Consider the following 25,714-nt stretch of genomic DNA (forward strand, 5'->3'; position numbering starts at 1 on the left):
CTGTAATTTCTGACAGTAGCGGAACGCGCCTTATGGCTGCTCAGATGTTGCAGGCACAAGAATGCTGTTTGCGCGGGGAGCGGGTTTCATGAGCTTGCACATCAATACGCCGAGTGTGTCTGTGTTCGATCCGCGCGGCTTGCCGGTTCGCAGGGTCGACTATTATCGAGCTGTCGAAGACGGCCCTGTCGAGGCACGGATCAATCGCACTCTTCATGACCCGGCGGGACATGCGGTGAAACAGTGGGACCCGCGGCTGTGGCTGTCACACGTCGGCGACCCGCTGACGCCAGCCAATCTGACGCAGGTGTTTGCTCTCGACGCCTCGGTGATTCGTTCGGACAGCGTTGATGCCGGCACACAGATCGAGCTGAAGGGGCTCGCCGGGCAAACAGTGCTCGGTTGGGACAGTCGTGAGACGCAACGCGACATCGAATACGACGCCTTGTTGCGCCCCATCGCGATATTCGAACAAGGGGCAGGCGAGCCTCGGCGTTGTGTCGAGCGATTGACCTACGGTCATCCCGGCAGCGGGGACCAGTCATGCAACCATTTTGGGCAGCTGGTTCGTCATGATCATCCGGCCGGCAGCGTGCTGTTCAACGCCTTTGCAATCAACGGCCCATGCACCTCAGACACCCGTCATTTCACTCTGGATCCACTGACGCCTGATTGGCTGGAGCCGGAGGTGGATCGTCAGCGGCTGTTGGAGCCTGGCGTTGGGGCGACATCACGGTGGCGCCATGGTGCGCTGGGTGATGTGCTGGAGCAGACAGATGCCCGAGACAATCGGCATACGTTTATGCTGACCGTCGATGGCCGCCTGCGTGAGCAGCGCTTGCAGTTGAAGGGTGAGCCTGAGCTGATTCTGGTCACTGACATCCGCTACAACGCATCAGGCAATATCACACAGGAAACCGCTGGCAATGGTGTGCACACCCAACGGGCATATCGGGGCGAAGACGATCGCCTGCTGATCCTGCGCACCGAAAACGCTCACGGTGAAGTGCTGCAACACCTGAGTTATGAATACGACAGGATGGGCAATGTCTTGAGCATCGAAGACAAAGCACTGCCGATCCGCTACTTCGCCAACCAGCGCATCGAACCGGTCAGTCGCTTTGTCTACGACAGCCTTTATCAATTGATCAAGGCCTTCGGCTGGGAAGCCGGCGCTACCAGTCAAGGCCCGCAGTCCATGGGGCGCGTTGATCCGAAGGCTGTCAGTAACTATCAGCAGACTTACGAATATGATGCCGGCGGCAACCTGCTCAGGCTGATTCATGCCGGCGCGCAAAGCCACGGGCGAAAACTGCAACCGGCGCGTTACAGCAACCGCTCCTTGCCTTACGGGGACGTGCCTCCCGACGATACGCAGATCCAGGCTGCCTATGATCGCAGAGGCAACTTGCTGGCACTGCAAACGGGGCGGATGCTGAGCTGGAACCTGCGCAACCAGGTGCAAGCGGTCAGTCCGGTGGAGCACGATTCCGGCGTCAATGACAGCGAGACCTATCTTTACGATGGCAGTAACCAGCGGGTGCGCAAGATCCGTTCTTTGCGCACCAATGCCCGCTCCATTATTGCCGATGTGCGCTACTTGCCAGGGCTGGAGATGCGCATCAACAACGGCACTGGTGAGCAGTTGCAGATCATCACTGCCGAGGGTGGACTGAACAATGTGCGGGCACTGCATTGGGAAAGCCCACCGCCTTCGGGAATCAACAATCAGTATCGATATACCGGCGCGGATCATTTGGGATCAATCAGTCTGGAGACCAACGCGGCAGGCGCGGTCATCAGTCGTGAGGCGGTTCACCCCTTTGGCACAACCGCCTGGCAAGACGGTGAACTCGGCTACAAATTCGTGCGGTACTCGGGCAAGGAACGTGACGCGACCGGGCTTGATTACTACGGCTATCGCTACTACATCCCGTGGCTGCAAAAATGGAGCAATCCGGATCCGGCAGGCGTGGAGGCAGATGGCACCAATCTTTTTCGAATGGTTCGCAACAATCCGTTGACCTTCTTTGACGAGCAAGGCGAGGAATCAAAATCCAATTCGGCGGTGCGCACGGCAATCGAGATATTTGAATCGTATAAGGACAATTACAGTGATGTGGACAGAGTAAAACCCTACACCATGATGAATGACATAACCGAAAGCAGGCTCAAGTTCAAAACCGCGAAGGCGTCGGCCTCTGTGCTCGAAAAAACCAAAGACTTGAAATTCACCTTGCGTCATTACTCTTATAACTTCGCGACGAAAGGCGCGGCACCGTCACATATGGAGATCAAGTCCAACTTTTCTCTGGTCAACAATAAGCTGAAGACATTGGGTGGAAAGGGTGGCAATACCAGCGAAAAGGATTGGAGCAAAGCTGGAAATATGGGCTTCACCTTCTTTCTGTTGGCAATAAATGGAGAGGTGAACGAGCGCAGGTTTCTCGCGAGCATGACCCATTTCGCAGAATATGACCTTGAGAATGACCGTCAGCTCAGAGACGCCTTTGGCGATAGCTTCGATAGCCTGGAGTTTTTTGCTTCTCCAGATGTGCTCGATCCAAAGCATTCATCCGAACTGAGCGCCGTCCCGATGATAAAAGGCCAATTGAAAGACTTGAAGGCAATGCTTTTAGGCAATTCTGGGATCAGTCCAGTACAAGTGGGAAGAATGGATGCTCGGGCAATGCTGGACAGTCTCGACAAATCATTCCACGGAACACTTGAAATCAAGATTCCTGGTTCGGTAAAAGTCGGTATCTGGAATAAAAAGACAGCGATCGCGCGGTACAGAGCGGCGTGACGGCTCTAAAAAAGCCCCCGCCCAACCCACTGCGGATAGGGGACGCAGCGGGCTGGACGGGGGGCTTCTCATTGCACGGTGATCACTGCGCGATGGTTTTCACCGACACGCCGCGTTCGATCGGGGTGGAGCGACCGTAGATGTCTTCGAAACGCTCGATATCGTCTTCACCCAGGTACGAGCCCGATTGCACTTCGATGATTTCCAGCGGGATCTTGCCCGGGTTGCGCAGGCGGTGCACCGAGGCGATCGGGATGTAGGTCGACTGGTTTTCGGTGAGCAGGAACACGTTCTCGTCGCAGGTCACTTCGGCGGTGCCGCTGACCACGATCCAGTGTTCGGCGCGGTGGTGGTGCATCTGCAGCGACAGGCACGCGCCCGGCTTGACCGAGATGTGCTTGACCTGGAAGCGCCCGCCCATGTCCACCGAGTCGTAGGACCCCCACGGGCGATAGACTTCGCAGTGGTTCTGGGTTTCGCTGCGGCCCTGCTCGTTGAGCGTGTTGACCAGTTGCTTGACGCCCTGAACCTTGTCCTTGTGCGCGATCATCATCGCGTCCTTGGTTTCGACCACGACGATGTTTTCCAGACCGATCACCGACACCAGTTTGCCGTTGCCGTGGATCATGCAGTTCTTGCTGTCCTGGATCACCACATCGCCTTTGCTGACGTTGCCGTTGGCGTCTTTCTCGTTGACTTCCCACAGCGACGACCAGCAACCGACATCGCTCCAGCCGGCGGTCAGCGGCACCACGCAGGCGCGCTGGGTCTTTTCCATCACCGAGTAGTCGATGGAGTTGTCCGGGCAGCAGGCGAAGGTGGCTTCGTCCAGCGTGACGGTGTCGGCGTCCTGCTCGCTGCGCTCAAGGGTCAGCAGGCAGGTGTCGTAGATGTCCGGATCGTGCTTTTTCAGCTCTTCAAGGAAGCGGCTGGCGCGGAACAGGAACATGCCGCTGTTCCAGTAGTAACCGCCGGACTCGACGTATTCGGTGGCGCGCTTGACGTCGGGTTTTTCGACGAAATGCGAAACGCGGCTGACGCCTTCGGGCAGCAGCGAGTCCGCGGTGGACTTGATGTACCCGTAACCGGTTTCCGGTTTGGTCGCCGGCACGCCGAACAGCACCATTTCGCCGTTTTCGGCGGCGACGGTGGCCAGGGCGAGGGCGCGTTGCAGGGCTTTCTGGTCTTCCAGCACGTGGTCGGCCGGCAGCACCAGCATCAGCTCGTCACGTCCTTCGTTGACCAGCATCATCGCGGTCAGCGCCACGGCCGGCGCGGTGTTGCGGCCGAACGGTTCCATCAGGATGCGCTGGCATTCGAGGTTACGGCTGGCCAACTGCTCGTTGACGATGAAACGGTGATCCTTGTTGCAGACCACGATCGGGGTGTCCATGCCTTCGAACACCAGACGCTCCAGGGTTTGCTGGAACAGCGTGTGTTCACCGGTCAGGGCGAGGAATTGCTTGGGGAATTGCTTGCGCGAAAGCGGCCAAAGACGTGAACCGCTACCACCTGACAAGATCACCGGAATCATATTGTTTACTCCATAAAATCGATTGGTTAGAGGCACGAACGTTGTGTCGTTTCACTCTTGTTTTTGTTTCGTATCCGAACTGGCAACCCGATCAAGGGTGGGAGGGGGCTTGCTCCCGAAGGCGGCGTATCAATCGACATATCCGTTGCATGTCAGACCGCTTTCGCGAGCAAGCCCGCTCCCACAGGGGGCATTGCGTCAGTCAGGAAAAATGATTAGCGGGTCGATACCGGGCGTTTCACCCAGACTGGCGACAGGCTGCTGCCGGAACCGGTGACGTACAGCACCGCGGCCTCACCGCGCTCGAGCGCGACCGGTTTCACGTCGCCGACTTTCTTGTCGCCTTCGTACAGCGCCAGGCTGACTTTCACCGGGTTGATTTCACGTTCGCCACGGCCCTTGGCCGCAACGTTCGGCACCACGTCGGTCTTGCCGTCGGCGGTCTTCAGGGTCAGCGGCTTGTCGCTGAGGTTCTGCACGCGGACCAGGGATTTCTGCTTGTTCTTGAACGGCGGCTCTTCGATCAGTTGCGGCGCGCCGGAGGCGTTGTTGACCAGGGTGTAGTAGTGATCACCGGCGAGTTTCACCGGCAGGGTCTGGCTGCCGATCTTGGCGCTGTAGTCACCGCCCGGCATGAAGCTGAAGTCGCTGCTGGCCAGTGGCGCAACGTCGCTCAGGTTGGTGCTGCCGACAGTGGCGCTGACTTCGCTGTTGCTGGCGTTGTAGACCCGTACGAAGGTCGAGCCTTTCGGTGCAGTCGGGCCGTACAGCGCGGCGTCACCGCCGGCGAAAGCCTGGACCGACAGCACGCTCAGACCAGCAACCAGAGCAAAGCGTTTTGCGAGACGACGAGGAGTAGTAGTGAAAGTCATGGTGTACCTCTCTTTCAGTTTTGCGCCCGATCGGGCGTCTCGGATTTAGTGTTTACAGCTACGTTTTGTTGGCGCGCGCCGGCTTGTTTGAGCTCTGCGACCCACTGCGGGTCGGCGTCGCCGATTTCGTTGTTCACGGGCAGATATCGTTCAGGAAACTCCCAGATCAGCACCTGTGGCGGGCTGTTCTTGAAGTCATCGCTTTTCAGGTAACTGAGCATCGGCAGAATCGGGCCATGGCCGTCTTCGGCGTAATTGACCACGTCGCTGTGCAGCGCCTGTTTCAGCGCACCGACGAAGTTCCAGTTGGGGTTGGCGCTGTAGCTGGTGCCGATCAGCGCGACCGGTACTTCGCTGTTCGCGAACAGGGCGTCGTCACCGGCTGGTTGCTCGACGGCCACGGTGTTGCGCTTTTGCAGCGGTTCTTTGGCCGGCATCAGGTTTTCGAACAGCGGATCGAGCGGCAGGAACAGGCGCAGGTCGCCCTTGTGCGTAACCTTCTCCGCCGGCGTGGTGACGAAGCGCTGCGGCTCGCCGCTGAGCGGGAACTTGTCGGCGATGGTTTTCGCCAGGGTGTTGGCAGCGATCTCGGCACCTTCAGGCGTCCAGTGGGTGTCGGTGCGCAGGAACACTTGCTGACCGTTCTGTTTGGCCTGTTGCAGCGGGCCGAGCAGGTCCGGGGCGAGGATCTTGTCCGCCGCGACACGGGCGTGGAAATCCTGGTAGAGGTTTTCGTGGATGCTCGCCGGTTTCACTTCACCCAGATGCTCCGGGTACAGGCGCACCTTGGCCGGAACGATCGCCATCACCAGTTTCACGCCTTTGGCTTTCAACTGTTGGCGCACGCCTTCGACCAGCGCGTAGTTGCCTTGCAGGTTCAGCTCTTCGTTGACGATCGGATTGAATTCCTCGTCGCTGTACAGCCACTGATCGCGACCGAGCACCACGCCCGGACGACCTTCGTTGAACAGTTTGAAATCCAGCGCGGCCCAGAGGTTGGTGCCCAGGCGCTTGATCGGAAACTGGTCGTCGTAGTGGGTTTCCACGGCTTTGGTCCAGCGACCGTTGAGCACCGTCGCATCGGCATTGGTGCTGAAGCCGAAGAAGCTGCGCACCGACCACAGACCGAGCACCAGCAGGGTCAGCAGAAAGAGCGCGATGTAGACGATGCGTAATGAGCGGGTCATGTCAGATCCCTCAGAACTGGAAGTAAAGGAACGGCGAGAAGCTTTGCGCCGAGAGTTTGAGAATCGAGGCGATGAACAGCAGCAGGATCAGCCCGCGCATCACGTAGCGCGACCAGTCCGCGGTCCAGTAGGCCGGTTGCACCTGGGCGTCGACGCCGACGGTGTAGCCAGGCTCGTGGATGCTCGCCGGGTTTTCGCCGGGTGCGGCTTTGATCATGCCCGGGGTCGCGGTAGCAGGGCCGTTGGCCTCGACGTTGACTTCAGGTTTGCTCTTCACCGGTGCCTGATTGGTGTACAGATCGCGCAGACCGAAGAACGCCAGGGTTGCGTAAGCCACCACCAGGGTTGCCACTTGCAGGCCGGTGAGGCTGGCGCGGTTGAGTTCCGACAGCGACCAGTCGCCGAAGCTGAACATGGCGCCGTACATGCGTCCGGCAACGTGCAGGTTTTCGGCACGGAAGATCACCCAGCCCATCACCACCAGCAGGAAGGTCAGCGCCCAGCGGATCGGGTTGAGGCTGCGCGGCGCGGTGTTGATGCCGAGCATTTTTTCGATCGCCAGCCACATGCCGTGCCAGGCGCCCCAGACGATGTAGGTGATGTTCGCGCCGTGCCACAGACCGCCCAGAAGCATGGTCAGGAACAGATTGCGATAGGTCATCAGCGTGCCTTTGCGGTTACCGCCGAGGGTGATGTACAGGTAGTCACGCAGCCAGGTCGACAGGCTGATGTGCCAGCGGCGCCAGAACTCGGTGATCGACTGGCTGATGTACGGCTGCTTGAAGTTTTCCATGAAGCGGAAACCCATCATCAGGCCCAGACCGATGGCCATGTCGCTGTAACCGGAGAAGTCGAAATACAGCTGCGCGGTGTAAGCCAGCGCGCCGAGCCAGGCATCCCCGGTGGTCGGGTTTTGCAGGGCGAAACAATGGTCGGCAACGACTGCGAGGGTGTCGGCGATGAACACCTTCTTGATGAAACCCTGCATGAACCGCGTGCAGCCTTCGGAGAACTTGTCGAGGGTGTGCGTGCGGTTGTTGAACTGGTCGGCGAGGTCGCGGAAACGCAAAACCGGGCCGGCAATCAGGTGCGGGAAGATCGCCACGAACGCCGCGAAGTCGATCAGGTTGCGGGTGGCCGGGGTGTCGCCGCGGTACACGTCGATGATGTAGCTGATCGACTCGAAGATGTAGAACGAGATGCCGATCGGCAGCAGCACGTGGGTCAGGATAAACGGCTCCAGACCGAACGAGGTCATGATCGCGTTGATGCTGTCCACACCGAAGTTGGCGTACTTGAAGTAGCCGAGGATGCACAGGTCGACCGCCACGCCGAGCAGCAGCCAGCGCTGGGCCGGTTTGCTGCGCACGCCGGCGGCACCGACTTTCAGGCCGATCCAGTAGTTCCACAGGGTGACCCCGGCGAACAGCGCCAGGAAGTCCACCCGCCACCACGCGTAGAACACGTAGCTGGCGACCAGCAGCAGCAGGTTGCGATAGCGTTGCCCGCTCAGGTAGTACAAGCCGAGAAAGATCGGCAAGAACAGAAACAGGAACACGTTGGATGAAAATACCATCCCGATCTCTCCATGTTTGAACCAACAGTCAAGGGCCAAAGCCCCCCCAAACCCCCCATGAACATTCAGAGGGCGACATCACTTCACTGTGGGAGCGGGCTTGCTCGCGAAGGCGGTGCGTCAGTCGACATTATTTTTGAATGTCAGACCGCATTCGCGAGCAAGCCCGCTCCCACAGGGGATTGCATTCATCTTTACGAACCCTTATTGCCCTTTTCGTGGGACGGGTCGTAGACCTTGGTCAGGTCGCCACCGAGGCGGAAGGTCTTGAACGGCTGCATGCCGTGCTTCTTCTCGATCACCTCCGGCGGGCAGGTGTAGAGGGTGCAGAACGGTTCGAGCCAGGCGAATTTCATGTCCTCTTTCAGATCGGTCATGTCCTGCTCTTTGCCGTTCTTCTGCTCGAATTGCTCCGGATCCTTCACCCCGGCCAGCACCCGATCACCCAGACGTTTCAGCGCGCTGTTGTTTTCCTGGCGCAGATCGACACCGTTGACCTGGGCGAAACTGGCGATCATCGCCAGCGGCGGCAGGGCATAGTTGTGATAGGCGAGGGCGCGTTGCTGGCGCTTCAATTCGTTCGGCAGGAAACCGTCGGCATCGACTTGGTTGACCCCGATCTTGTATTCCTTCACCGCCCAGTCGAACAGGTCGCGACGGTTGGTGGCGACGGCGGTGGCCATCACCGACCATGCGGCCCAGTACGAGTGGTTGTTGGTTTTTTCCAGCGGCAGGTTGTCCCAGTCGCTGACCACCTGATCGGCCATCTTGCTGAACCACGCCTCGATCTGCTGCGCCTCTTGCTGATGCGCCGCCAGCGGATGCGAGTCGGAGAACTTCAGGCGGATGTACGAAGACGCCATGCTGCCCAGTGCCCATTTGCGCATCGACTTGCCGGTGTGGTTGAAGTCTTTCGACATCAGCGCATCGGCCTTGGCCCACGCGGTCAGCCAGTTCAGCGTGCAGTCGAGCTGCTCCGGACGGCCGTCGCGCATGAACTGCATGACGCGCTTGGCGGTGCCGCGTTCCAGCGTGGTGATGTCCTTGGTGGTGTCGCGAAAAGCTTTTTCCGACTGCACATTCAGTGTCGCGCGGGCCTTGTCCGAGCCTTCGTATTTGCTGCGAAATTGCAGCGGGCCGGTGTACGGCGCGGGCATCGCGTCGCAGCCTTCGCTGTGGTCGCCGGTCTTGAATTTATCCACCGCGGCAAAGTAACCCTGTGGTGGACGCAGTGGCGCAGCGGCCTGGGTGGCGCCGGCGAACATCGCCAGGCTCAGCAGGGTGGGGGCCAACAGATTCTTCAGTTTCGGATTTCGCATAGCAGACCTCATTGCCCGATCTGGGCGGTTTGTTGCCCAGCGCCCGGGAATACGTTGCGTTTGCAGATTTTCGCTTCGACTTTTTGTGGCGCGGTGCCCGCATCCGGACCCTGGACTTCGACCGCCAGCAGGTTTTGCGAGGCCCAGTCTTCGTCGGTGCGCAACTCAAAGGCGAAACGACCGTCGGTGTCGGAGGTTTCCGGTTTCTCGATCTTGATGTCCTCGTGGCGACCGTTCATGTACCAGAGGGTGGCTTGCAGTTTTTTCACCGAAGGGTCGGCGAAGCGGATGTCGACCTGATGGCTGCTGTTCTGCAGGTTCAGGTTCTTGCTGTTGACCAGCAGTTCTTGCTTGCCGCCCGGCTTGAGCGTGGTGCTCGCGGACATTTGCGCATCTTTGCCTTCGCAGCCGTTGTCGAGCAGGGCCATCATCTGGCGATAGATGGTTTCCTGGTCGAGGCGGTACAGCGGCGAGAATTCCCAGATGAGAATCTTCGGCGGGGTCTTCTGGAATTCGTCGCTGCCCAGGTACTGCAACATCGAACCTTCCAGACCTCCGCCGGGGAAGGCGACGTTGAGAATGTCGGCGCCGATGGCTTCTTCGAGGAAGCCGGCGAAGTTGTAGTTCTTGCCGCTGTGCGAGGTGCCGACGAGGGTGATCTGCGGGTTGCCCGAATCGCCGAACAGGTCGCCGTCACCGGCCTCGCCCTTCGGCTCGGTGGTGAACTGGTCCATGTACTGGATCGCATAACTGGTGCCGCACAGCTGCCCGGCCATGTTGTGCAGGGTGCCGGTCTTGCCCATGCGCCCGGAGCGCTTGGTCTCGAATTCACGCTTGGGAATGTCGGCGAAGGCTGGGATCTGCTTGACCTTCTCGGCGACGATTTTCGCCGTGCGCTGCGCGCCGTACGGGGTCCAGTGCTGGTCGCCACGGAAGTAGAAATCGTGCGCGGGCAGGGTGTCCGGCAGCGATTCGTTGGTCAGCGGCGACAGGTCCGGCACCACGTAACCCATCTGCGCGAAACGGCTCAGCATGGTCTTGTAGTTGCCTAGCGCTTTCTCGTAATCGAACGCGGCTTTTTCTGCCGGGTTGAGCTTGTTGCGGTTCACCAGGCCACGGGTCGGCTGATAAACGATCACCAGTTCGACGCCTTTGCTCTTGAACGCATCGTGCAGTTGTTGCAGGCGTTTGTAGCCGGCCGGCGTGGTGTTGAACTCGGTGCGCAGGTCTTCCTGGGTACGGAACAACCAGTCGCCCTGCGCCTGCACCAGGGTGGTGAAGTTCTGCTGGTAGCGCGTGGTGTAGTTCTTCGGATCGTGAGCAGCCGGGCACAGGTTGCAGCACGGTTCGGCGCTGAACTTTGGCGGGGTGACGCCCGCCGCTGCGTCGGCGCGAGCCGCATTGCTGGCCGCCAGGATGCCCACGGTCAGGGCCGACAGGCTGAGTAATTTGATCAAGTGTGGGTGCATAAAATTATCCTCAGTCCCGCAGTTCGGTCTGGCGTTCGACAGGGTCGATCAGTACGGCTTTCTGCTGGCGCACCAGCAGGTCGAGAATTTCATCCTGGCGCTCGCCGAGGATGCCGTTGAAGCTGATGCCGCTGGATTTGGTCGGCGCCAGCATCGACACGCGGTACAACTCGACGCTCAACGGCGAGTCGATGGCCATCGGGCCGCTGCCGTTGGCCGCCAATTCACCACCCACCACGATCAGCGACACCTGCGCATCGAACGGGTCGAGCTTGATGTCCCGGTCGGTGTCGCTCAGGTCCTTGATGTGCCCGTAGACACCGGTCAGGCCGTTGGCCATGGCGACGTTTTCGTAAAGGCGGATGTTCACGCTGTTACGAATGCGGATGCCGTGACGCTTGTTGCTGATGACCTTGTTGCCCCACAGCAGGTTGTCGGCGGACTCGTAGAGCGTGATGCCGTCGGTGTGGTTCTTGTAGATCTCGTTGTAGGCAATGATGTTGTTGACGCTGTTACGGTCGATCACCAGGCCCGAAAGGTGGTTGTCGTAGCTCTTGTTGTTGAAGATGAAGCTGTCGTTGACCTCACGGGAAATAATGATCCCGTGCTTCTTCTTGGTGCCGTGGACGGTGTTCTCGGCAATGATCAGACGGTGCGAACGGTCGTGCGGGTCGATGCCGTAGACGATGTTGTCCTTGTAGGTATTGCCCTTGACCACGAAGTCGCGGGTCTCGTAGCAGTAGAAGCCGTACCACATGTCGGAGAACTCGGAACCGACGATCCAGCCGGTCGGCTCCGGACGCTTGAGCACCTTGGCCATGTTCGGCGTGTACTGGGAAATACTCACCCCGTACGACTTACTGTTGGCGTAGCCGAAACTGGCCATCTTGCTGTTGACGATGTAGGTCTCGGTGCCGCCCCAGGCCAGCAGGAACGGACGGAATTCCTTTGGCGAACGGAAGGTTGCCGGGCCGTTGTCCTTCTCGCGCCAGCCGGTGACTTTGGTGTCACGCACGAACAGCTGACCGTCGTTGACCAGGAACGAGCCGCCTTCTTGTGACAGGCGCAATTCCTGGGTCTGACCGTCGATTTCAAGGATGCCTTTGCGGCCGACCACGATCGGCAGCTTTGCCAGGTACACACCCGGCGCGGTTTCGCTGAAGTACTGCTTGGGCAGTTTCTGCGCCAGATCCTTGAGGTTCAGGTAGCCGTCGTCGACGAAGATCGCCTGCGGGATGCCGTGCTGACGCACCACCCATTCGGCCATCTTGTTGTCGCCGCCGATGAAGTCCTTCAGGGCGTCTTCCTGCATCATCCGGCGCACGCTGATCTTGCCCGGTTTGCTGCGATTGATCTTCGCGGCGGCAGCCTCGGCGGTGAAGCCGGACAGGTCGGGCAATGTCGGCTTGGCCAGTTGCAGCGCCTCGGTCGGCGCGCTGCTGACGGTGTAGGTCTTGGCTTGTTGCAGCTCTTTGGCGGTGGTCACCGGCTTGCCCTGTTGAGGCGCAGCCGGTTCCACCGTGGCGAAGGCGCCAGCGGAGGCCAGCAGCATGGCGCCGGCCAACAGGCTGAGCGAGCCTTTCCTTGCATGGTGCATGTCGGGCACTCCCTTGGCGGTTTGCATCAGAAGCGCCAGATCACGTCGATGAACGCGCGGTGCATGTACGAATCAACCTGGCTGCCGTAGGCATCGCCGGGCTTGAACACACCGCCACGGAAGCGCACGAGGGCGGACGGCTCGTCGATCGACTGGCTCAGCGCGGCCGGCAACAGGCCTTGCTTGAAGTACTTGGTGACCACCAGGTCCATCTCCTGACCGAGGTCCTTGTTGCCATCCTGCAGCGGCAGCGAAGTGCTGGAGAGGATCGCGCCGGTGACGTCGTCGGTGTTGTTTTCCACGGCGTTGATGCCGTTGCTGCCCACCGGCTTGTTGCCGTCCACGCGCCAGAACTTGTGGTAGATCAGGCTGGCGTCGTACTGGTCGTTGAGCATCCACGAACCGAACAGGGTGGCGGTCTGCATGTTGCTCATTTCGCCACGGAATGCTTCGCCGAAACGGTGCACGCGCGAGCGCGTACCGGTGTAGTTGGAGCGGTTGCTCTCCAGACCGTTCTGTTGGTAATCGGCGCTGGCGCGGGCATAGGCGGCACCGACCTGCCACTGCGGATCGAGGCGCAGACGCACGCCCAGATCAGTCGCCCAGCCGTTGATGTCGTCGCTGCGCTTGGCCTGCGCCGGGCGCGAACCATCGGCGTTCAAGGCGTTGACCGTATCGCGGTCGCCGCTCATGCCGGTGATGCTGCCCCAGTAGTTGACGGTGTTGGTGTTGCGCCAGTTGTAGGCGTCGCTGTCGGCGGTCAGGCCGAGCCAGCTGATGTCACCGTTCTGGGTCTTGTCCAGCGAGTCGCGCGGTACACCCGGTTCGGCGTAATCGAGTTTGCCGTCGTCGTGGGTGTGATGGCCGCGAATGCCGACCCAGTTGCCCGGCGTCCACTGGTAGGCGGCGTCGGCGTAGGCGTGCAGGCGATCCTTGTCTTTCGGCGCCAGCTCTTTGAGGTCGGTGCGGTACTCGCTGAAGCGCTCGGCGACGCCGACGTTGGCGCGCAGCAGGGTGGTGTCGAAGGTCCAGTTCAGCGCTTCGATGTTAGTGTCGCGCCATTGGCCGTCGTCATTGCGCAGGCGCTGGCGACCGAACTTGAGTATCTCGCCGGGGTACGGCGTGAAGCCGCTGTAACCGACCCAGAACTCGCGCATCGCCAGGTAGTTTTTCTTGGTTTCACGATCACCGCTGTCGGTGGTTTCGGCGCCGTCTGCCTGTTGCAGGGTGTCGGTCTCGATGATGTCGGTCGAGGTCACGGCCTGACCCATGGCGTAGGCGCTCCACGCGCCGCTTTCGCCGTAGATCCATGGGCGCAGGTCCAGGCCGACACCGTTGACGTCGCCACCGGGGGCGGTGCCGAGGTCGCGGTCGTCTTCGGACTGGCCGGTGATTTTCACTTCCAGGCCGAAGTTCTTCGATTCAGTGATCGCGGCCAGGGTCGGGCAAGACCAGATCAGCGCGAAGGTCAGGCCGATACCGGCCTTCACAAAGGGATTCAACTTCATAGGGATTCCTCGCCGTCTTCTTCTTGCAGGGCGTGCAGTTGCAGCGTGTTCTGATTCAGGGCGCCACGGCTGGCCTGTTCCTGTTGCAACAGGCGCTGGGCTTCGGCCAGACGCTCGGGCGGCAGTTGCGCGGCGAGGGTGGTCGCCAGCTCATCGGCTTGCGGGGTGTTCTGCGCCTTGGCCAACTGGCTGAATACATAAGCGTTGAGCGGGTCGGGCTTGGTGCCCTTGCCTTGGGAAAACAGTTGGGCGATGGCGAAATCGGCGCTGTTCTGGCCGTTGCGCGCAGCGGTCAGCAGATGGTCGAGCGCCTTCTGCGGATAGACCTTGCCCAGGTAACCACGGCGATAGATCTGGCCGAGGTAGTAGTCGGCGGCGACTTCGCGGCCAACGGCTTTCTGGAAGTGTTCTTCGGCGACTTTGGCATCGGCCGGCACCAGTTTGCCTTCGTAGTAGAGCTTGCCCAGCAACAGCTCGGCGCGCGGCTGGTCGGCGGCACGGCCGTTGTCCAGATACTTCATCATCTGATCGACGTCGCCCAGTTCCGGGAAGTCGTAGAGCAGTTGCGCGAGGGTCACCCACGATGCCGGATAGCCCGGAGCGATCGGCTCGAGCAGCGCTTGCGCGGTCTTCTCGTCGGTCTTGCCGAGGGTCGAATCGGCCAGTACACGGGCCACCGAATCGACACGCTGCGCACTGACCGTGCCACGGCTGTAACCGGCCTGCAGCTGCTTGATCAGCTCGGCCTGTTGCTCCGGCTGGGCACGTTTCTGATAGACCGTGGCCAGTTCGACGTAGCAGATGTCAGTGGTGTTGAGCGCGGCTTTGCAGATCTTTTCCACGTCATCCAGGTGCTGGTCGTAAGTGCCCTGAGTGCGATACAGCAGCACCTGGGCCAGACCCGCTTCCGGGTAGCCGGATTTGCGCCACTGATCGATCTGCTGCTGGGCGTTGATGTTGGGGAAGCTGTGCGGGTATTGCAGATACAGCATCGCCAGCGGGATCAAGGTATTGCCTTCGCCATTGGCGGCGGCTTTTTTCAGCAGGCTTTCGGCCTCGTGATGCTCGGCTTCGGTGGAGCCCGGTTTGGCCACCAGCAGGCGCCCGAGACGCGCCTGGGCGCGTGGCGATACATCGGCAGCGGCGCGGTAGGTCGCCTCGGCCTGTTTGATCTGCTCGGGGTCGCGGCTGTCGACCTGGATATCGGCGAGGCCGACTTGCGCCTCGCTGTAACCCAGGTCCGCCAGCGCCCGGTAGTTCTGCGCGGCGGTGGCGGTGTCGCCACGCTTGAGCGCTTCGTTGGCCAGGCGCTGGTCAGGCAGGCCGGCGCAACCGGCGAGGCTGACGGCCAATGCAACTGCACACAGAGGCCCCATGTGGGAGCGGGCTTGCTCGCGAAGGCGGTGTGTCAGCCCATACTGATTTTGAACGTTGAAGCGCATTCGCGAGCAAGCCCGCTCCCACAAGGGCTGCGGCGTGTTCAAGAGCGTTGGAGTAGTCACAGGCATGTCCTCGACTTAAAGACCGGCAGCCATGGCTTTGTCGATCAGCCAGTTCAGGTTCGGACCACGGTCGCTGTTCACTTCCACCGGGCGGCCGGCGAAGCTGCTGTCCAGCGGTTCGTCCGGCTGGATCTGCACGCGGATGTCGGAGGACAGGTCGGCGCTCTTCAGGCTGGTGCTGCTGACGATCTTGCCGGTGCGGGTCTTGTCTTCGCCGGCGATCTGGAAGCTCACCGGAGTCCCCGGACGCACGTCGCCGAACTGGCGATAGGAGAAGCGTGCATCGACGGTGGCCTGAGTATTGCGCGGTACCAGGGTGAAGATCACATCGCCCTTGCTCGCGTACTGCCCGTCCGCCACCAGTTGCTGGGCCACGGTGCAATCGCACGGCGAGGTCAGGGTGCCGGTCATCTGCTTGCCGAACAGTTCTTCAACCTTGGCCGGTTGCAACTGGTCTTCGTCCAGATGGCCCTTGAGCACGTCGAGCATGCTGGTGCTGAAAGTCGCCAGCGGTGCGCCTTTGGCCGCGACGCCGTCGGACTTGACCAGGCTTTGCACGGTGCCGTCGCGCGGCATGGTGATGTTCATCCCCGGCACGCTGACCAGACCGGCCTGCGCATGGCTGACGAAGTACATGCCGTACACCGACTTGAACACGAAACCGAACGCGACCAGGCCGATGGCGAAGATCCCGGCACTGAACGTCACGGCTTTCAGACGCCCGAACGGGGTCATGCCGCTGCCGCTGTCCTTGTTCTTGCGCGCCTTGGTGAAGTTGTCGCGCTGCAGGGTCGCCAGCACTTCGCCGATGCTGACGATGTCGCCGGCCAGGTGCGAGGTGATCAGGTGACGCAGGGTCGAGATGTCCTGTGGCTCCAGGTTCTGGAACTGGCAGCCAACACGGCCGGTCGGGCGGTCGATGGAGCGCACTTGCAGTTCAACGTCCATGGCCAGGCCGAGGTTGTCGATCACGAACTGCAGACGTGCCTTGTACACCTCGCCGATGGTCAGCGGCGTCTGCCCGGCGTTGAACGCCAGACCACCGGCGGACAGGTCCAGGACCCGCGCTTCGATCGGGGTCCGGTCGGGGCCGAAGAAGCGCAGTTTGGCCGGAATTTTCACTCGGGCGTGCTGGCGCTGGGCTTCGGATTCATGCACTACGTTGGCGTTGACGGCGGTATTCATGGGGGCGATTTCCTTGTTAATTCAATAGGGGCAGGTCAGACCATCATCAGCAGCACGGCGACGAAAATGCTGCCGGCGGAGAAGGTCATGGTCCGAGACGACCAGGTGTTGAACCAACGTTGAAAGCTGGCGAGATCACGGGTCAGGGAAGTGGGTTGGCGAGTCCAGGATTGCTGGTCGAGACGGAAGAACACGTAGATCTTCACCAGCGCACCGACGATCTGGTTGTAATAGAGAATCAGCGGATAGGCCGGGCCGATCCGGTGACCGGAGCACGACAGCAACAGGGTCAGAATCAGTCGGGTGATACCGATCCACAGCAGGTAGGCGAGGATGAACGCGCCGCCGTACTTGAAGCTGGCGATGATCGCCACGGTCAGGCCCAGCAACGATGTCCACATCGATACGCGCTGGTCGAACAGCACCACCGAAGTGAAGGCACCGAGGCGTTTCACACCCAGGCCCAGCGCACGCGAGTTCTGCCGCAGGTTGTTGCCGTACCAGCGGAACATCAGCTTGCGGCTGGCCTTGATGAAGCTCTTTTCCGGCGGGTGCTCAACGGTGTTGATCGCCGCGTCCGGCACGTAGAAGGTGTCGTAACCCAGGCGCATCAGGCTGAACCAGCTCGACTTGTCGTCGCCGGTGAGGAACTTGAACCGGCCCAGGCGCCAGTGTTGCAGCGAGTCGCTTTCGACGTCGGCGATGAATTCCGGGTTGGTCACCACACTGGCGCGGAACACCGACATGCGCCCGGTCATGGTCAGTACGCGCTTGGACAGGGCCATCGAGCACATGTTGATGTGGCGCTGGGCGAAACGCAGCTTGTGCCATTCGCTCATGATGTAGCCGCCGCGCACTTCGCAGAACTCGTTGGTGGTCAGGCCGCCGACGTTGCCGAACAGCTGGAACCACGGCACGGTCTTGCGCACGCAGCCTTCGCTGAGCACGGTGTCGCCGTCGATCACGGCGACCACGGCGCGGTCGTCCGGCAGGTGACGGGAGATCGCGCGGAAACCGAAGGCCAGACCATCGCGCTTGCCGGTGCCGGGAATGCGCACGAAGTCGAGTTTGACCCGGTCCGGCGGATTCATCCGCGCCCACAGCGCCTTGACCAGCAGCTCATCGGACATTTCGACGATCGAGCAGACCACGGTGGTCGGCAGTTCGCAGTCGATGGCTTCGCGGATCACCGAGCTGTAGACCTGCGCAGTGGTCAGCGCGTCAATACGGAAACTGGTGACCATCAGAAACACATGCGACGGGTTCGCCGCGTCACCCAGCTTGCGCACTTTGCGGCGCAGGTGCGGGTAAACGATGTAGAGAAAAATCATGCCGCGCACAAAGTGCGTTGCACCCATCGAGTAGCGCCAGATACCCACGGCGCCAATCAGGAAAATGAAGTCCTTCGACTGCGAGTCGAATGTGGACGCGGGCAGCATCAAGGCCAGGCCCATCAACAGGCTTAAAAACAAAAGCCAGCCGGCGGATTGTAGAAAAAGATGTTTGAGCTTGGTCATCGACGTCATCCGAAGGTCAGGGAAGCTGCAAGTTGCAAGCTTCAAGCTGCAAGCGAAACGCTTTGTCTTGCAGCTTGAGGCTTGCCGCTTAAGGCTGCTTTACCAGCAAATGCCTTCGGCACGGCTACCGGCGCTGGTGGCCTTGGACATGAAGCCCACCAGGTCGATTACCTGCTTGCCGTGCGGTACGTCCTGCACCAGCGAGCGGAATTTCTCGTCACGGTTGCCGAGGATGATCACGTCGGAGTTGTCGATCACCGAATCGAAGTCCGAGTTGAGCAGGGACGACACGTGCGGGATTTTCGACTCGATGTAGTCCTTGTTCGCGCCGTGGACACGGGCGTACTCGACGTTGCTGTCGTAGATGCTCAGGTCGTAGCCCTTGCCGATCAGCATTTCGGCCAGTTCCACCAGCGGGCTTTCGCGCAGGTCGTCGGTACCGGCCTTGAAGCTCAGACCGAGCAGGGCGACTTTGCGTTTTTCGTGGCTTTCAACGATGTCGAAAGCGTTCTGCACCTGCGATTCGTTGCTGCGCATCAGCGAGTTGAGCAGCGGTGCTTCGACGTCCAGCGAACCTGCACGGTAGGTCAGGGCACGCACGTCTTTTGGCAGGCACGAGCCGCCGAAAGCGAAGCCTGGACGCATGTAGTACTGGGACAGGTTGAGGGTCTTGTCCTGGCAGACCACGTCCATCACTTCACGGCCATCGACGCCGACCGCCTTGGCGATGTTGCCGATCTCGTTGGCGAAGGTCACTTTGGTCGCGTGCCAGACGTTGCAGGTGTACTTGATCATTTCGGCAACGGCGATGTCCTTGCGGATGATCGGTGCGTCGAGTTCTTCGTACAGCGATTGCAGAACGTCGCCCGAGGCCTTGTCGAACTCGCCGATGACGGTCATCGGTGGCTGGTCGTAGTCGGCAATCGCGGTGGATTCACGCAGGAATTCCGGGTTGACCGCAACGCCGAAGTCGACGCCGGCCTTCTTGCCCGAGCAGTCTTCGAGGATCGGGATCACCACGTTGGCCACGGTGCCCGGCAGCACGGTGCTGCGGACCACGATGGTGTGGCGAGTGGATTTTTCACGCAGCACGAAACCGATCTCGCGGCACACTGCTTCGATGTAGTTCAGTTCCAGGTCGCCGTTCTTCTTGCTTGGTGTACCGACGCAGATCATCGACAGGTCGGTGTCACGAATGGCTTCGGCGAAGTTGGTCGTACCGCGCAGACGACCGGTCTCGATACCCTGGGCCAGAAGTTCGCCCAGACCCGGTTCAACGATGGGCGATTTACCGGCGTTGATCATGTCGATCTTGTCTTTGGCAACATCGACGCCAACCACGTCGTGGCCCCGTGCAGACAGGCAACCGGCACACACCGCGCCAACGTAACCCAAACCAAATATGCTGATGCGCATCGCAATTACCTCTGTGTTTTATCAAGCCATTAGATGGCCGGAGTTAATGGTGTTCAGCGGTCATAGTGCACTCGAAAGTGCGGCAAACAGGCGCCACAATGCCGTGTGCAGGCATACTAAGTTCCGAGTGTCTAAATAAGTGCACTCAAGATGTGCGCAACTAGGCCTGATTGTTATGGCTTGCCCTGTTATGCGGCCGATCCTCTTCTCAGAAAGACTCTCGTGCATGTTCTCAGTCCACCTGATTTTGGCCGGAAGGCCTATGAATCAAGCGGTTGGGTGCTCAGGCGAGCACGTTATACAGGGGCGCAACCTTGGCCTTGTAGAGGATGTTTATGGTGCGTTTCACCTATCCATCGTCAGTTCGTCAGATGAGTGAACCATCTAGGCAAGTTGCTGTGACAACTTGGTTACATGGTTCTCCGCTCTGCGTAAGTTATCTCGTACAAACTCGGCGAGAATCGTTACCGGTGGTATGAGCTATGCATTCGGACATAGTTCCTACCCGCTCATCGCGAAATCTGAAATTTTTTGAAATATTGCCAAAGATGGCACTGCTTTCAATTTGATAGCACTTTCGATTTGGGCCTTTATTAATCGAGGTGAAATTGAGGTCGATAGTTTTGTGCCACTACCGTAAAAAATTTTGCGTGCCACTACTGAAAAAAATGGCGGCTGTCGAGTGAAACTAAAATTAGAATCGGTAGGGACGCTTTTATGGCGCCAATAAGTCGGCGAAATGTGGCGGGGGATTTTTGACGTCGTGCGCACTGCACGACTCCTTATAGAAAGAGTCGTGCATTGAGCATGCTTTATTCCGGGGCGTGGTCGCGCAGAAACACCAGATTGTCCGGTTTCGATTGCTCGGCGCTGTAGCGATAACCCTGCACATCGAACTGTTTGAGGGCAGCTGGATCATTAATCTGCTGCTGAATCACGAAACGGCTCATCAGACCACGGGCTTTCTTCGCGTAGAAACTGATGATCTTGTACTGGCCGTTCTTCAGGTCCTTGAACTCGGTGTTGATAATCCGCGCGTTCAGGGCGCTGCGTTTGACCGCCGAGAAGTACTCGTTGGAAGCCAGGTTCAGCAGCACGTCATCGCCTTGTTCGGCGAGCGCTTCGTTGAGCCATTCGCTGATGCGCGTGCCCCAGAAGGCGTAGAGATCTTTGCCACGGGCATTGGCCAGTTTGGTGCCCATTTCCAGACGATAGGGTTGCATCAGATCCAGTGGGCGCAGCAGGCCATAAAGGCCGGAGAGCATGCGCAGGTGCTTTTGCGCATAGTCGAACTGGGCTTCGCTGAAGGACTGGGCGTCGAGACCGGTGTACACGTCACCCTTGAACGCCAGCAGCGCCTGCTTGGCATTGTCCGGGGTGAAGGCGGGCGTCCAGCTGCCGAAACGCGCGGCGTTGAGGCCGCCGATCTTGTCGGACACGTGCATCAGTTCGCTGATTTGCGCCGGGCTCAGTTCGCGCAGTTGCTGGATCAGCTCCTGGGAGTGGTCGAGGTATTGCGGCTGGGTGAAACGCTGGGTCGCCGGCGGTGTTTCGTAATCGAGGGTCTTGGCGGGGGAAATCACCATCAGCATGAAGTCGTCTCCTTTAATCGTGGGGGCGATTCTAGGGGGTTGTCCGAGTTGACTCCAGCTATGGGGGTTATAGGTATGGTTCAGCTCGGGCATTTGCGACGGCTGGTGGATTTTTCCCTCACCCCAGCCCTCTCCCGGAGGGAGAGGGAGCCGATCTTGGTTGGTTTCAAAATTGAGTTCGACTCGTTATCTCAGGTCGGCGGATGTCGAAAGAAACACTCGGTCAGCTCCCTCTCCCTCCGGGAGAGGGTTGGGGTGAGGGCAGCGTCCGTGAATCTTGCACATCAGCTATAGTGCCGCGCGGGTTTGGTTATGGAGACACCCCTTTGCGCATTGTTCTTTTATTCACCGCGTGGCTGTTGAGTTGCGGTGCCATGGCGGCGCCGAGCGATGTGGCGACGCTGGATCGCAGCACCTGGCCGGAGCAGCTCGGCAGCCCGACCCTGTTCGACGTCGCCTCGCGCGCGGAAATCCTCATGTTCGCCCGTGTTCTGCTGGGCACCGAGTCGATTGACGAGCCCGCGCTGGCCCAACGTCTGGGGCTGCGTACGGTCAACGTCGATGCAGTCAACAGCCTGCGTCAGCGGCTGTGGGCACGCCTGTTGGCCAACTACAACTACGCCCAGCAAAGCTGCGATCAGGACGCTTCGTTCTGCTTCCTCGTCGAGGACTTGCCGACCTTGCGCGAGCAGGCCGCCAAGTTCGTGGTCAGCGATGACAGCTACTACACCAAGTGGGCCGAGCCGAGCCGGATCTTCCATGTGCAGTATCTCGACGAGTTGCTGCGCAAGGCCGCTCTGTCGCCGCAGACCAGCAGCGAGATCGATCGTTTCGGTGACTACGAGCGCAGCGGTGACGAGATGCACGACCGGCTGTTTTTGCTGACGTTCGATAGCGCCGCCAACCTACAGCCAGACAATACCGGCTGGCTCACCGAATACCTGCGCAAAGCGAACCTGAGCGGCACGTTCTTTGTGTTGGGCAAGGATATTCAGGCGCGCCTGGCCGACAGTCCGGTGAGTAGCCTGCAAGCCGGCTTCTCGAAACAGTGCGTCGGCGTACAGGGCTGGGAGTTCCGTTCCCACAGCTATTGGCAGGACTGGCAGGATTCGGTGCGCCGCAGCAGCGATCTGGTGAAGAACAAACTGCCGGAAAACTACGTGCCGCTGTTCCGTCCGCCGGAAGGACAGCGACGCAGTGATGCCGGCAGTTTTTTCCGCACTCAGGGCCTGCACGTGGCGCTGTGGGACATTGATGCCCAGGATGGCGCGGGCAAACTCAAGGGCGAGCCAAGCGCGCAGCGGGTGCTCACCCTGATGCTGCTGTGGCGTCACGGGGTGATCAATTTCAACATGAAACAGGATGCGGTGAAGACCGCGTTGCCGTGGCTGATCACGCAAACCGCGCAAAGCGGCATCGGCTGGGAGGATTGTCAGGACGGTTTTCGCTGACCAACGGCAAAAGCCCGGAAACATTGGGCCTGGGGTGATTTTACGAGGGGATTCGATGCAGGCGGACTTCCGACTTTAGCGGGGTCTGGACGGTCCGCCAAGGGCTTTTCGTCACTCTGCAAAATAAACCTGAAAAATCCGTCAAAGTGCTTTTTTATGTCATGGGTTTTGGAGTATTACGAAGACAGACCGCCGAAACCTGCAACACAGGTGGCGTCTCCCAAGACCCATTTTGTGTGCAGTTCATCCTGACGCTCGGGGATGTATTCGGCAGTCACTTCGAGGCGCAGCACCGCCCAGGTATTGCGTCGAATGGCTCCCACAAAGGTGACCGAGTATGGATGATCACGGACGTAGCCCTTCTTCCAACCAGCCAATCCTTTATGTACTCGATACCAACGTACTGATTCACGATCCGAATGCCCTGCTGAATTTCGAAGAACACCACGTCGCGATCCCGATGACCGTGCTAGAAGAGCTGGACAAGCTCAAGAGCGGCCATCACAGCGTTGCTGCCGAATGCCGCCAGGCGATCCGGCTGATCGACAAGACCCTGGGCGATGCCTCCCCCGAGGATGTCGAGCTGGGCGTACCGATCCAGCGCGGCAAGGGCGGGCCGAAGGGCTTGCTGTCAATTCTGATGAGCAAGCAGGCCGAGTCGAATCTGATTCTGCCCGAGCATCTGAACGACAACAAAATCATCAACCAACTGATCGACCTGCACACCCGTGACCCGCAGAAAGCCGTGGTGCTGGTCACCAAAGACATCAACATGCGCCTCAAGGCACGCGCCTGCGGGATTGATGCCGAGGACTACAGCACCGACCAACTGGTCGATGACGTGTCCCTGCTGCCCAATGGTTACCACAACATGACCGGCTCCTTCTGGGACCGCGTGAGCAAGGTCGATACCCGTCAGGATCACGGCCGCACCTGGCACCAGGTGCAACTGATCGACAACCTGCCGGCGGTGCACATCAACGAGTTCATCATTGACGAACAGGGCTTTGTCGGCTGGATCAAGGAAATCCACGACGCCAAGCTGCTGATCCTCGACCTGCACCAGGAACCGCTGCTGCACCAGGAAGCCTGGGGCCTCAAGCCTCGGGACATCTATCAGAGCCTGGCGCTGTATGCGCTGCTGGATCCGGACATCCATCTGGTCAACCTGTCGGGTGCGGCGGGATCGGGTAAAACCATTCTGGCGCTGGCTGCGGCGATCGAGCAGACCATGGTCAGCAAGCGTTATCGGCGCATCATCGCGACCCGCAGCGTGCAGGGCCTGGACCAGGAAATCGGCTTCCTGCCTGGCACCGAAGCGGAAAAAATGGAGCCGTGGCTGGGCGCCATCACCGACAACCTCGAAGCCTTGCACATGGATGACGAAAACACCCATGGCAGCGTCGACTACATCCTCAGCAAAGTGCCGTTGCAGTTCAAATCGCTCAACTACATTCGCGGTCGCAGCTTCCAGCAGAGCCTGATCCTGATCGACGAATGCCAGAACCTCACGCCGCACCAGATGAAAACCATCATCACCCGGGCCGGCGCCGGTTCCAAAGTGGTGTGCCTGGGCAACCTGGCACAGATCGACACCCCTTACCTGTCCGCGACCAGCTCCGGGCTGACCTACCTGACCGAACGCTTCAAGGATTTCCCCAACGGGGTGCACATCACCCTGCAGGGCGTGCCACGCTCGATTCTGGCCGAATACGCCGAATCGCATCTGTAACCCTTCACACCCAACCGGGCGGCCGACAAGCCGCCCGGTTTTTTCTGGATAAATGCATAACCATTGTGGGAGCGGGCTTGCTCGCGAATGCGGTGTATCAGGCACAGATGTGGTGGCTGACATACCGCATTCGCGAGCAAGCCCGCTCCCACAGGGGATACGGGTGATTTCATAATCAATGATGCGGAAATTTGACCCACAGGTTTACAATCCCGGCTCCTGATCAGGAGTAATCCCGTGCTGACTCATCTCGATTCCCAAGGTCGCGCCAACATGGTCGACGTCACCGAAAAAGCCGTGACGTTCCGTGAGGCGACCGCTCAGGCGCTGGTGCGCATGCTCCCTGAAACCCTGCAGATGATCGTCAGTGGCGGCCATCCCAAAGGCGACGTGTTTGCCGTGGCGCGGATCGCCGGCATTCAGGCGGCGAAGAAAACCAGTGATCTGATCCCGCTGTGCCATCCGCTGATGCTCACCGGGGTCAAAGTCGAGCTCAGTGCTGAAGGCGACGACAGCGTGCGCATCGTCGCGCGCTGCAAGCTGTCCGGGCAGACCGGCGTCGAGATGGAAGCGCTGACCGCCGCCAGCGTCGCCGCGCTGACCATCTACGACATGTGCAAGGCCGTGGACCGCGGCATGACCATCGAAAGCGTGCGCCTGCTGGAGAAAGTCGGCGGCAAGAGCGGGCATTTCCAGGCGGAGCAGCCATGAACCTGACCGTGAAGTTTTTCGCCCGTTACCGGGAAGCGCTCGGCGTGGATTCGGTGAAGGTCGAAGGCGATTTCGCCACTGTCGAGGACGTGCGCGCATTGCTCGCGCAACGTGACGGCGCCGAGGTGTTGAGCGAACAGAACCTGATGTGCGCGCGCAACGAAGACTTGTGTCAGCTCGATGAACCAGTGAGCGACGGCGACGAAGTGGCGTTTTTCCCCACCGTGACCGGGGGCTGAGGCATGGCGATTCGTGTGCAGTCCACGGCGTTCGATCCCGGTGCTGAAGTCAACGCGATGCACGCGGCCAATGTTGGCGTCGGCGCGGTGGTGAGTTTTGTCGGCTACGTGCGCGACTTCAATGATGGGCTGGACGTGGCGGGAATGTTCCTCGAACACTATCCGGGCATGACTGAAAAGGCCCTCGGCAAGATCGCCGTCGAGGCCGAGCAGCGCTGGCCGTTGTTGAAACTGGAAGTGTTGCACCGCATCGGCGCGCTGGAACCGGGCGAGCCGATCGTGTTTGTCGGCGCCGCCAGTGCCCATCGCCAGGCCGCATTTGATGCCTGCGCCTTTGTCATGGACTACCTGAAAACCCGTGCGCCGTTCTGGAAGAAAGAAAACACCAGCGACGGCCCGCGTTGGGTTGAGGGGCGTGACAGCGATCATGCCGCAGCGGATCGCTGGAACAAATAACCTCTGCTTTGCCAGCAAAAAGATCGCAGCCTTCGGCAGCTCCTA

At 60.0% G+C, this 25,714-nt stretch carries 20 protein-coding genes; 6 read left to right on the plus strand and 14 right to left on the minus strand.

Annotated features, from left to right (window positions below):
- The first annotated feature begins 88 nt into the window (after window positions 1–88).
- Entirely contained in the window at window positions 89–2,806 is a 2,718-nt protein-coding gene (locus ACXR0M_RS04450; protein WP_458830285.1) for an RHS repeat domain-containing protein, read from the plus strand.
- Window positions 2,807–2,888: 82 nt separating this feature from the next.
- Here ACXR0M_RS04450 and ACXR0M_RS04455 read toward each other — a convergent pair whose 3' ends face one another.
- The 13 genes from ACXR0M_RS04455 to yaaA form a co-directional block, all read right to left on the minus strand.
- Window positions 2,889–4,340 (minus strand): mannose-1-phosphate guanylyltransferase/mannose-6-phosphate isomerase, encoded by a 1,452-nt coding sequence (locus tag ACXR0M_RS04455; protein ID WP_458830287.1) that lies wholly within the window; start codon window positions 4,338–4,340, stop codon window positions 2,889–2,891.
- Window positions 4,341–4,555: 215 nt separating this feature from the next.
- Window positions 4,556–5,212: an alginate O-acetyltransferase AlgF gene (locus tag ACXR0M_RS04460; protein WP_458830288.1), complete on the minus strand. Its 657-nt coding sequence runs from the start codon at window positions 5,210–5,212 to the stop codon at window positions 4,556–4,558.
- A 14-nt stretch (window positions 5,213–5,226) separates the two neighbouring features.
- A complete protein-coding gene (locus ACXR0M_RS04465) occupies window positions 5,227–6,399 on the minus strand; it encodes an alginate O-acetyltransferase (protein ID WP_458830290.1) in 1,173 nt (390 codons plus the stop codon).
- 10 nt (window positions 6,400–6,409) lie between these two features.
- Entirely contained in the window at window positions 6,410–7,975 is a 1,566-nt protein-coding gene (locus ACXR0M_RS04470; RefSeq protein WP_458830292.1) for an MBOAT family O-acyltransferase, read from the minus strand.
- A gap of 194 nt (window positions 7,976–8,169) precedes the next feature.
- Window positions 8,170–9,294, minus strand: a complete 1,125-nt coding sequence (locus ACXR0M_RS04475; protein ID WP_458830294.1) for a mannuronate-specific alginate lyase — start codon at window positions 9,292–9,294, stop codon at window positions 8,170–8,172.
- Between the two features lie 8 nt (window positions 9,295–9,302).
- Window positions 9,303–10,763 carry an alginate O-acetyltransferase gene (locus tag ACXR0M_RS04480; RefSeq protein WP_458830296.1) on the minus strand — a complete coding sequence of 487 codons (1,461 nt, stop codon included), beginning with the start codon at window positions 10,761–10,763 and terminating at the stop codon, window positions 9,303–9,305.
- Between the two features lie 10 nt (window positions 10,764–10,773).
- Window positions 10,774–12,360, minus strand: coding sequence for a mannuronan 5-epimerase AlgG (gene algG, locus ACXR0M_RS04485; RefSeq protein ID WP_458830298.1), 1,587 nt, complete (start codon window positions 12,358–12,360; stop codon window positions 10,774–10,776).
- A 26-nt stretch (window positions 12,361–12,386) separates the two neighbouring features.
- Window positions 12,387–13,868 carry an alginate export family protein gene (locus ACXR0M_RS04490; RefSeq protein ID WP_458830300.1) on the minus strand — a complete coding sequence of 494 codons (1,482 nt, stop codon included), beginning with the start codon at window positions 13,866–13,868 and terminating at the stop codon, window positions 12,387–12,389.
- Window positions 13,865–15,370, minus strand: a complete 1,506-nt coding sequence (gene algK / locus ACXR0M_RS04495) for an alginate biosynthesis TPR repeat lipoprotein AlgK (protein WP_458830302.1) — start codon at window positions 15,368–15,370, stop codon at window positions 13,865–13,867. The genes ACXR0M_RS04490 and algK overlap by 4 nt, the downstream gene beginning before the upstream one ends.
- A 15-nt stretch (window positions 15,371–15,385) precedes the next feature.
- Window positions 15,386–16,555, minus strand: coding sequence for a PilZ domain-containing protein (locus ACXR0M_RS04500; protein ID WP_458830304.1), 1,170 nt, complete (start codon window positions 16,553–16,555; stop codon window positions 15,386–15,388).
- Between the two features lie 35 nt (window positions 16,556–16,590).
- Complete coding sequence (gene alg8, locus ACXR0M_RS04505; RefSeq protein ID WP_458830306.1) at window positions 16,591–18,072, minus strand: mannuronan synthase; 1,482 nt, start codon at window positions 18,070–18,072, stop codon at window positions 16,591–16,593.
- Between the two features lie 99 nt (window positions 18,073–18,171).
- Window positions 18,172–19,488, minus strand: coding sequence for a nucleotide sugar dehydrogenase (locus ACXR0M_RS04510; protein ID WP_458830308.1), 1,317 nt, complete (start codon window positions 19,486–19,488; stop codon window positions 18,172–18,174).
- An 812-nt stretch (window positions 19,489–20,300) separates the two neighbouring features.
- Complete coding sequence (gene yaaA / locus ACXR0M_RS04515) at window positions 20,301–21,080, minus strand: peroxide stress protein YaaA (protein WP_458830310.1); 780 nt, start codon at window positions 21,078–21,080, stop codon at window positions 20,301–20,303.
- A gap of 374 nt (window positions 21,081–21,454) precedes the next feature.
- On the opposite strand from yaaA, the gene ACXR0M_RS04520 reads away from it, so the two are divergent.
- Window positions 21,455–22,531 carry a polysaccharide deacetylase family protein gene (locus ACXR0M_RS04520; protein WP_458830812.1) on the plus strand — a complete coding sequence of 359 codons (1,077 nt, stop codon included), beginning with the start codon at window positions 21,455–21,457 and terminating at the stop codon, window positions 22,529–22,531.
- Window positions 22,532–22,707: 176 nt separating this feature from the next.
- Here ACXR0M_RS04520 and ACXR0M_RS04525 read toward each other — a convergent pair whose 3' ends face one another.
- On the minus strand, window positions 22,708–22,854 hold the full coding sequence (locus tag ACXR0M_RS04525) for a hypothetical protein (RefSeq protein WP_458830312.1): 147 nt from the start codon (window positions 22,852–22,854) through the stop codon (window positions 22,708–22,710).
- Window positions 22,855–22,868: 14 nt separating this feature from the next.
- Between ACXR0M_RS04525 and ACXR0M_RS04530 the strand changes: the two genes are divergently transcribed.
- The 4 genes from ACXR0M_RS04530 (at window position 22,869) to moaE (ending at window position 25,669) form a co-directional block, all read left to right on the plus strand.
- Window positions 22,869–24,263 (plus strand): PhoH family protein, encoded by a 1,395-nt coding sequence (locus ACXR0M_RS04530; RefSeq protein ID WP_458830314.1) that lies wholly within the window; start codon window positions 22,869–22,871, stop codon window positions 24,261–24,263.
- A gap of 237 nt (window positions 24,264–24,500) precedes the next feature.
- Window positions 24,501–24,974 carry a cyclic pyranopterin monophosphate synthase MoaC gene (moaC, locus tag ACXR0M_RS04535; protein WP_007972660.1) on the plus strand — a complete coding sequence of 158 codons (474 nt, stop codon included), beginning with the start codon at window positions 24,501–24,503 and terminating at the stop codon, window positions 24,972–24,974.
- Window positions 24,971–25,213: a molybdopterin converting factor subunit 1 gene (gene moaD / locus ACXR0M_RS04540; protein WP_458830316.1), complete on the plus strand. Its 243-nt coding sequence runs from the start codon at window positions 24,971–24,973 to the stop codon at window positions 25,211–25,213. The genes moaC and moaD overlap by 4 nt, the downstream gene beginning before the upstream one ends.
- Before the next feature lie 3 nt (window positions 25,214–25,216).
- Window positions 25,217–25,669 (plus strand): molybdopterin synthase catalytic subunit MoaE, encoded by a 453-nt coding sequence (moaE, locus tag ACXR0M_RS04545; RefSeq protein ID WP_458830318.1) that lies wholly within the window; start codon window positions 25,217–25,219, stop codon window positions 25,667–25,669.
- The last annotated feature ends 45 nt before the right edge of the window (window positions 25,670–25,714 follow it).

The organism is Pseudomonas sp. Eth.TT006 (assembly GCF_054456575.1).

Bases quoted from the DNA above. Each gene is read 5' to 3' on its own strand.
- ACXR0M_RS04450 (WP_458830285.1), top strand. From the start codon at position 89: ATGAGCTTGCACATCAATACGCCGAGTGTGTCTGTGTTCGATCCGCGC.
- ACXR0M_RS04455 (WP_458830287.1), bottom strand. From the start codon at position 4,340: ATGATTCCGGTGATCTTGTCAGGTGGTAGCGGTTCACGTCTTTGGCCG.
- ACXR0M_RS04460 (WP_458830288.1), bottom strand. From the start codon at position 5,212: ATGACTTTCACTACTACTCCTCGTCGTCTCGCAAAACGCTTTGCTCTG.
- ACXR0M_RS04465 (WP_458830290.1), bottom strand. From the start codon at position 6,399: ATGACCCGCTCATTACGCATCGTCTACATCGCGCTCTTTCTGCTGACC.
- ACXR0M_RS04470 (WP_458830292.1), bottom strand. From the start codon at position 7,975: ATGGTATTTTCATCCAACGTGTTCCTGTTTCTGTTCTTGCCGATCTTT.
- ACXR0M_RS04475 (WP_458830294.1), bottom strand. From the start codon at position 9,294: ATGCGAAATCCGAAACTGAAGAATCTGTTGGCCCCCACCCTGCTGAGC.
- ACXR0M_RS04480 (WP_458830296.1), bottom strand. From the start codon at position 10,763: ATGCACCCACACTTGATCAAATTACTCAGCCTGTCGGCCCTGACCGTG.
- algG (WP_458830298.1), bottom strand. From the start codon at position 12,360: ATGCACCATGCAAGGAAAGGCTCGCTCAGCCTGTTGGCCGGCGCCATG.
- ACXR0M_RS04490 (WP_458830300.1), bottom strand. From the start codon at position 13,868: ATGAAGTTGAATCCCTTTGTGAAGGCCGGTATCGGCCTGACCTTCGCG.
- ACXR0M_RS04500 (WP_458830304.1), bottom strand. From the start codon at position 16,555: ATGAATACCGCCGTCAACGCCAACGTAGTGCATGAATCCGAAGCCCAG.
- alg8 (WP_458830306.1), bottom strand. From the start codon at position 18,072: ATGACCAAGCTCAAACATCTTTTTCTACAATCCGCCGGCTGGCTTTTG.
- ACXR0M_RS04510 (WP_458830308.1), bottom strand. From the start codon at position 19,488: ATGCGCATCAGCATATTTGGTTTGGGTTACGTTGGCGCGGTGTGTGCC.
- yaaA (WP_458830310.1), bottom strand. From the start codon at position 21,080: ATGCTGATGGTGATTTCCCCCGCCAAGACCCTCGATTACGAAACACCG.
- ACXR0M_RS04520 (WP_458830812.1), top strand. From the start codon at position 21,455: ATGGCGGCGCCGAGCGATGTGGCGACGCTGGATCGCAGCACCTGGCCG.
- ACXR0M_RS04530 (WP_458830314.1), top strand. From the start codon at position 22,869: ATGGATGATCACGGACGTAGCCCTTCTTCCAACCAGCCAATCCTTTAT.
- moaD (WP_458830316.1), top strand. From the start codon at position 24,971: ATGAACCTGACCGTGAAGTTTTTCGCCCGTTACCGGGAAGCGCTCGGC.
- moaE (WP_458830318.1), top strand. From the start codon at position 25,217: ATGGCGATTCGTGTGCAGTCCACGGCGTTCGATCCCGGTGCTGAAGTC.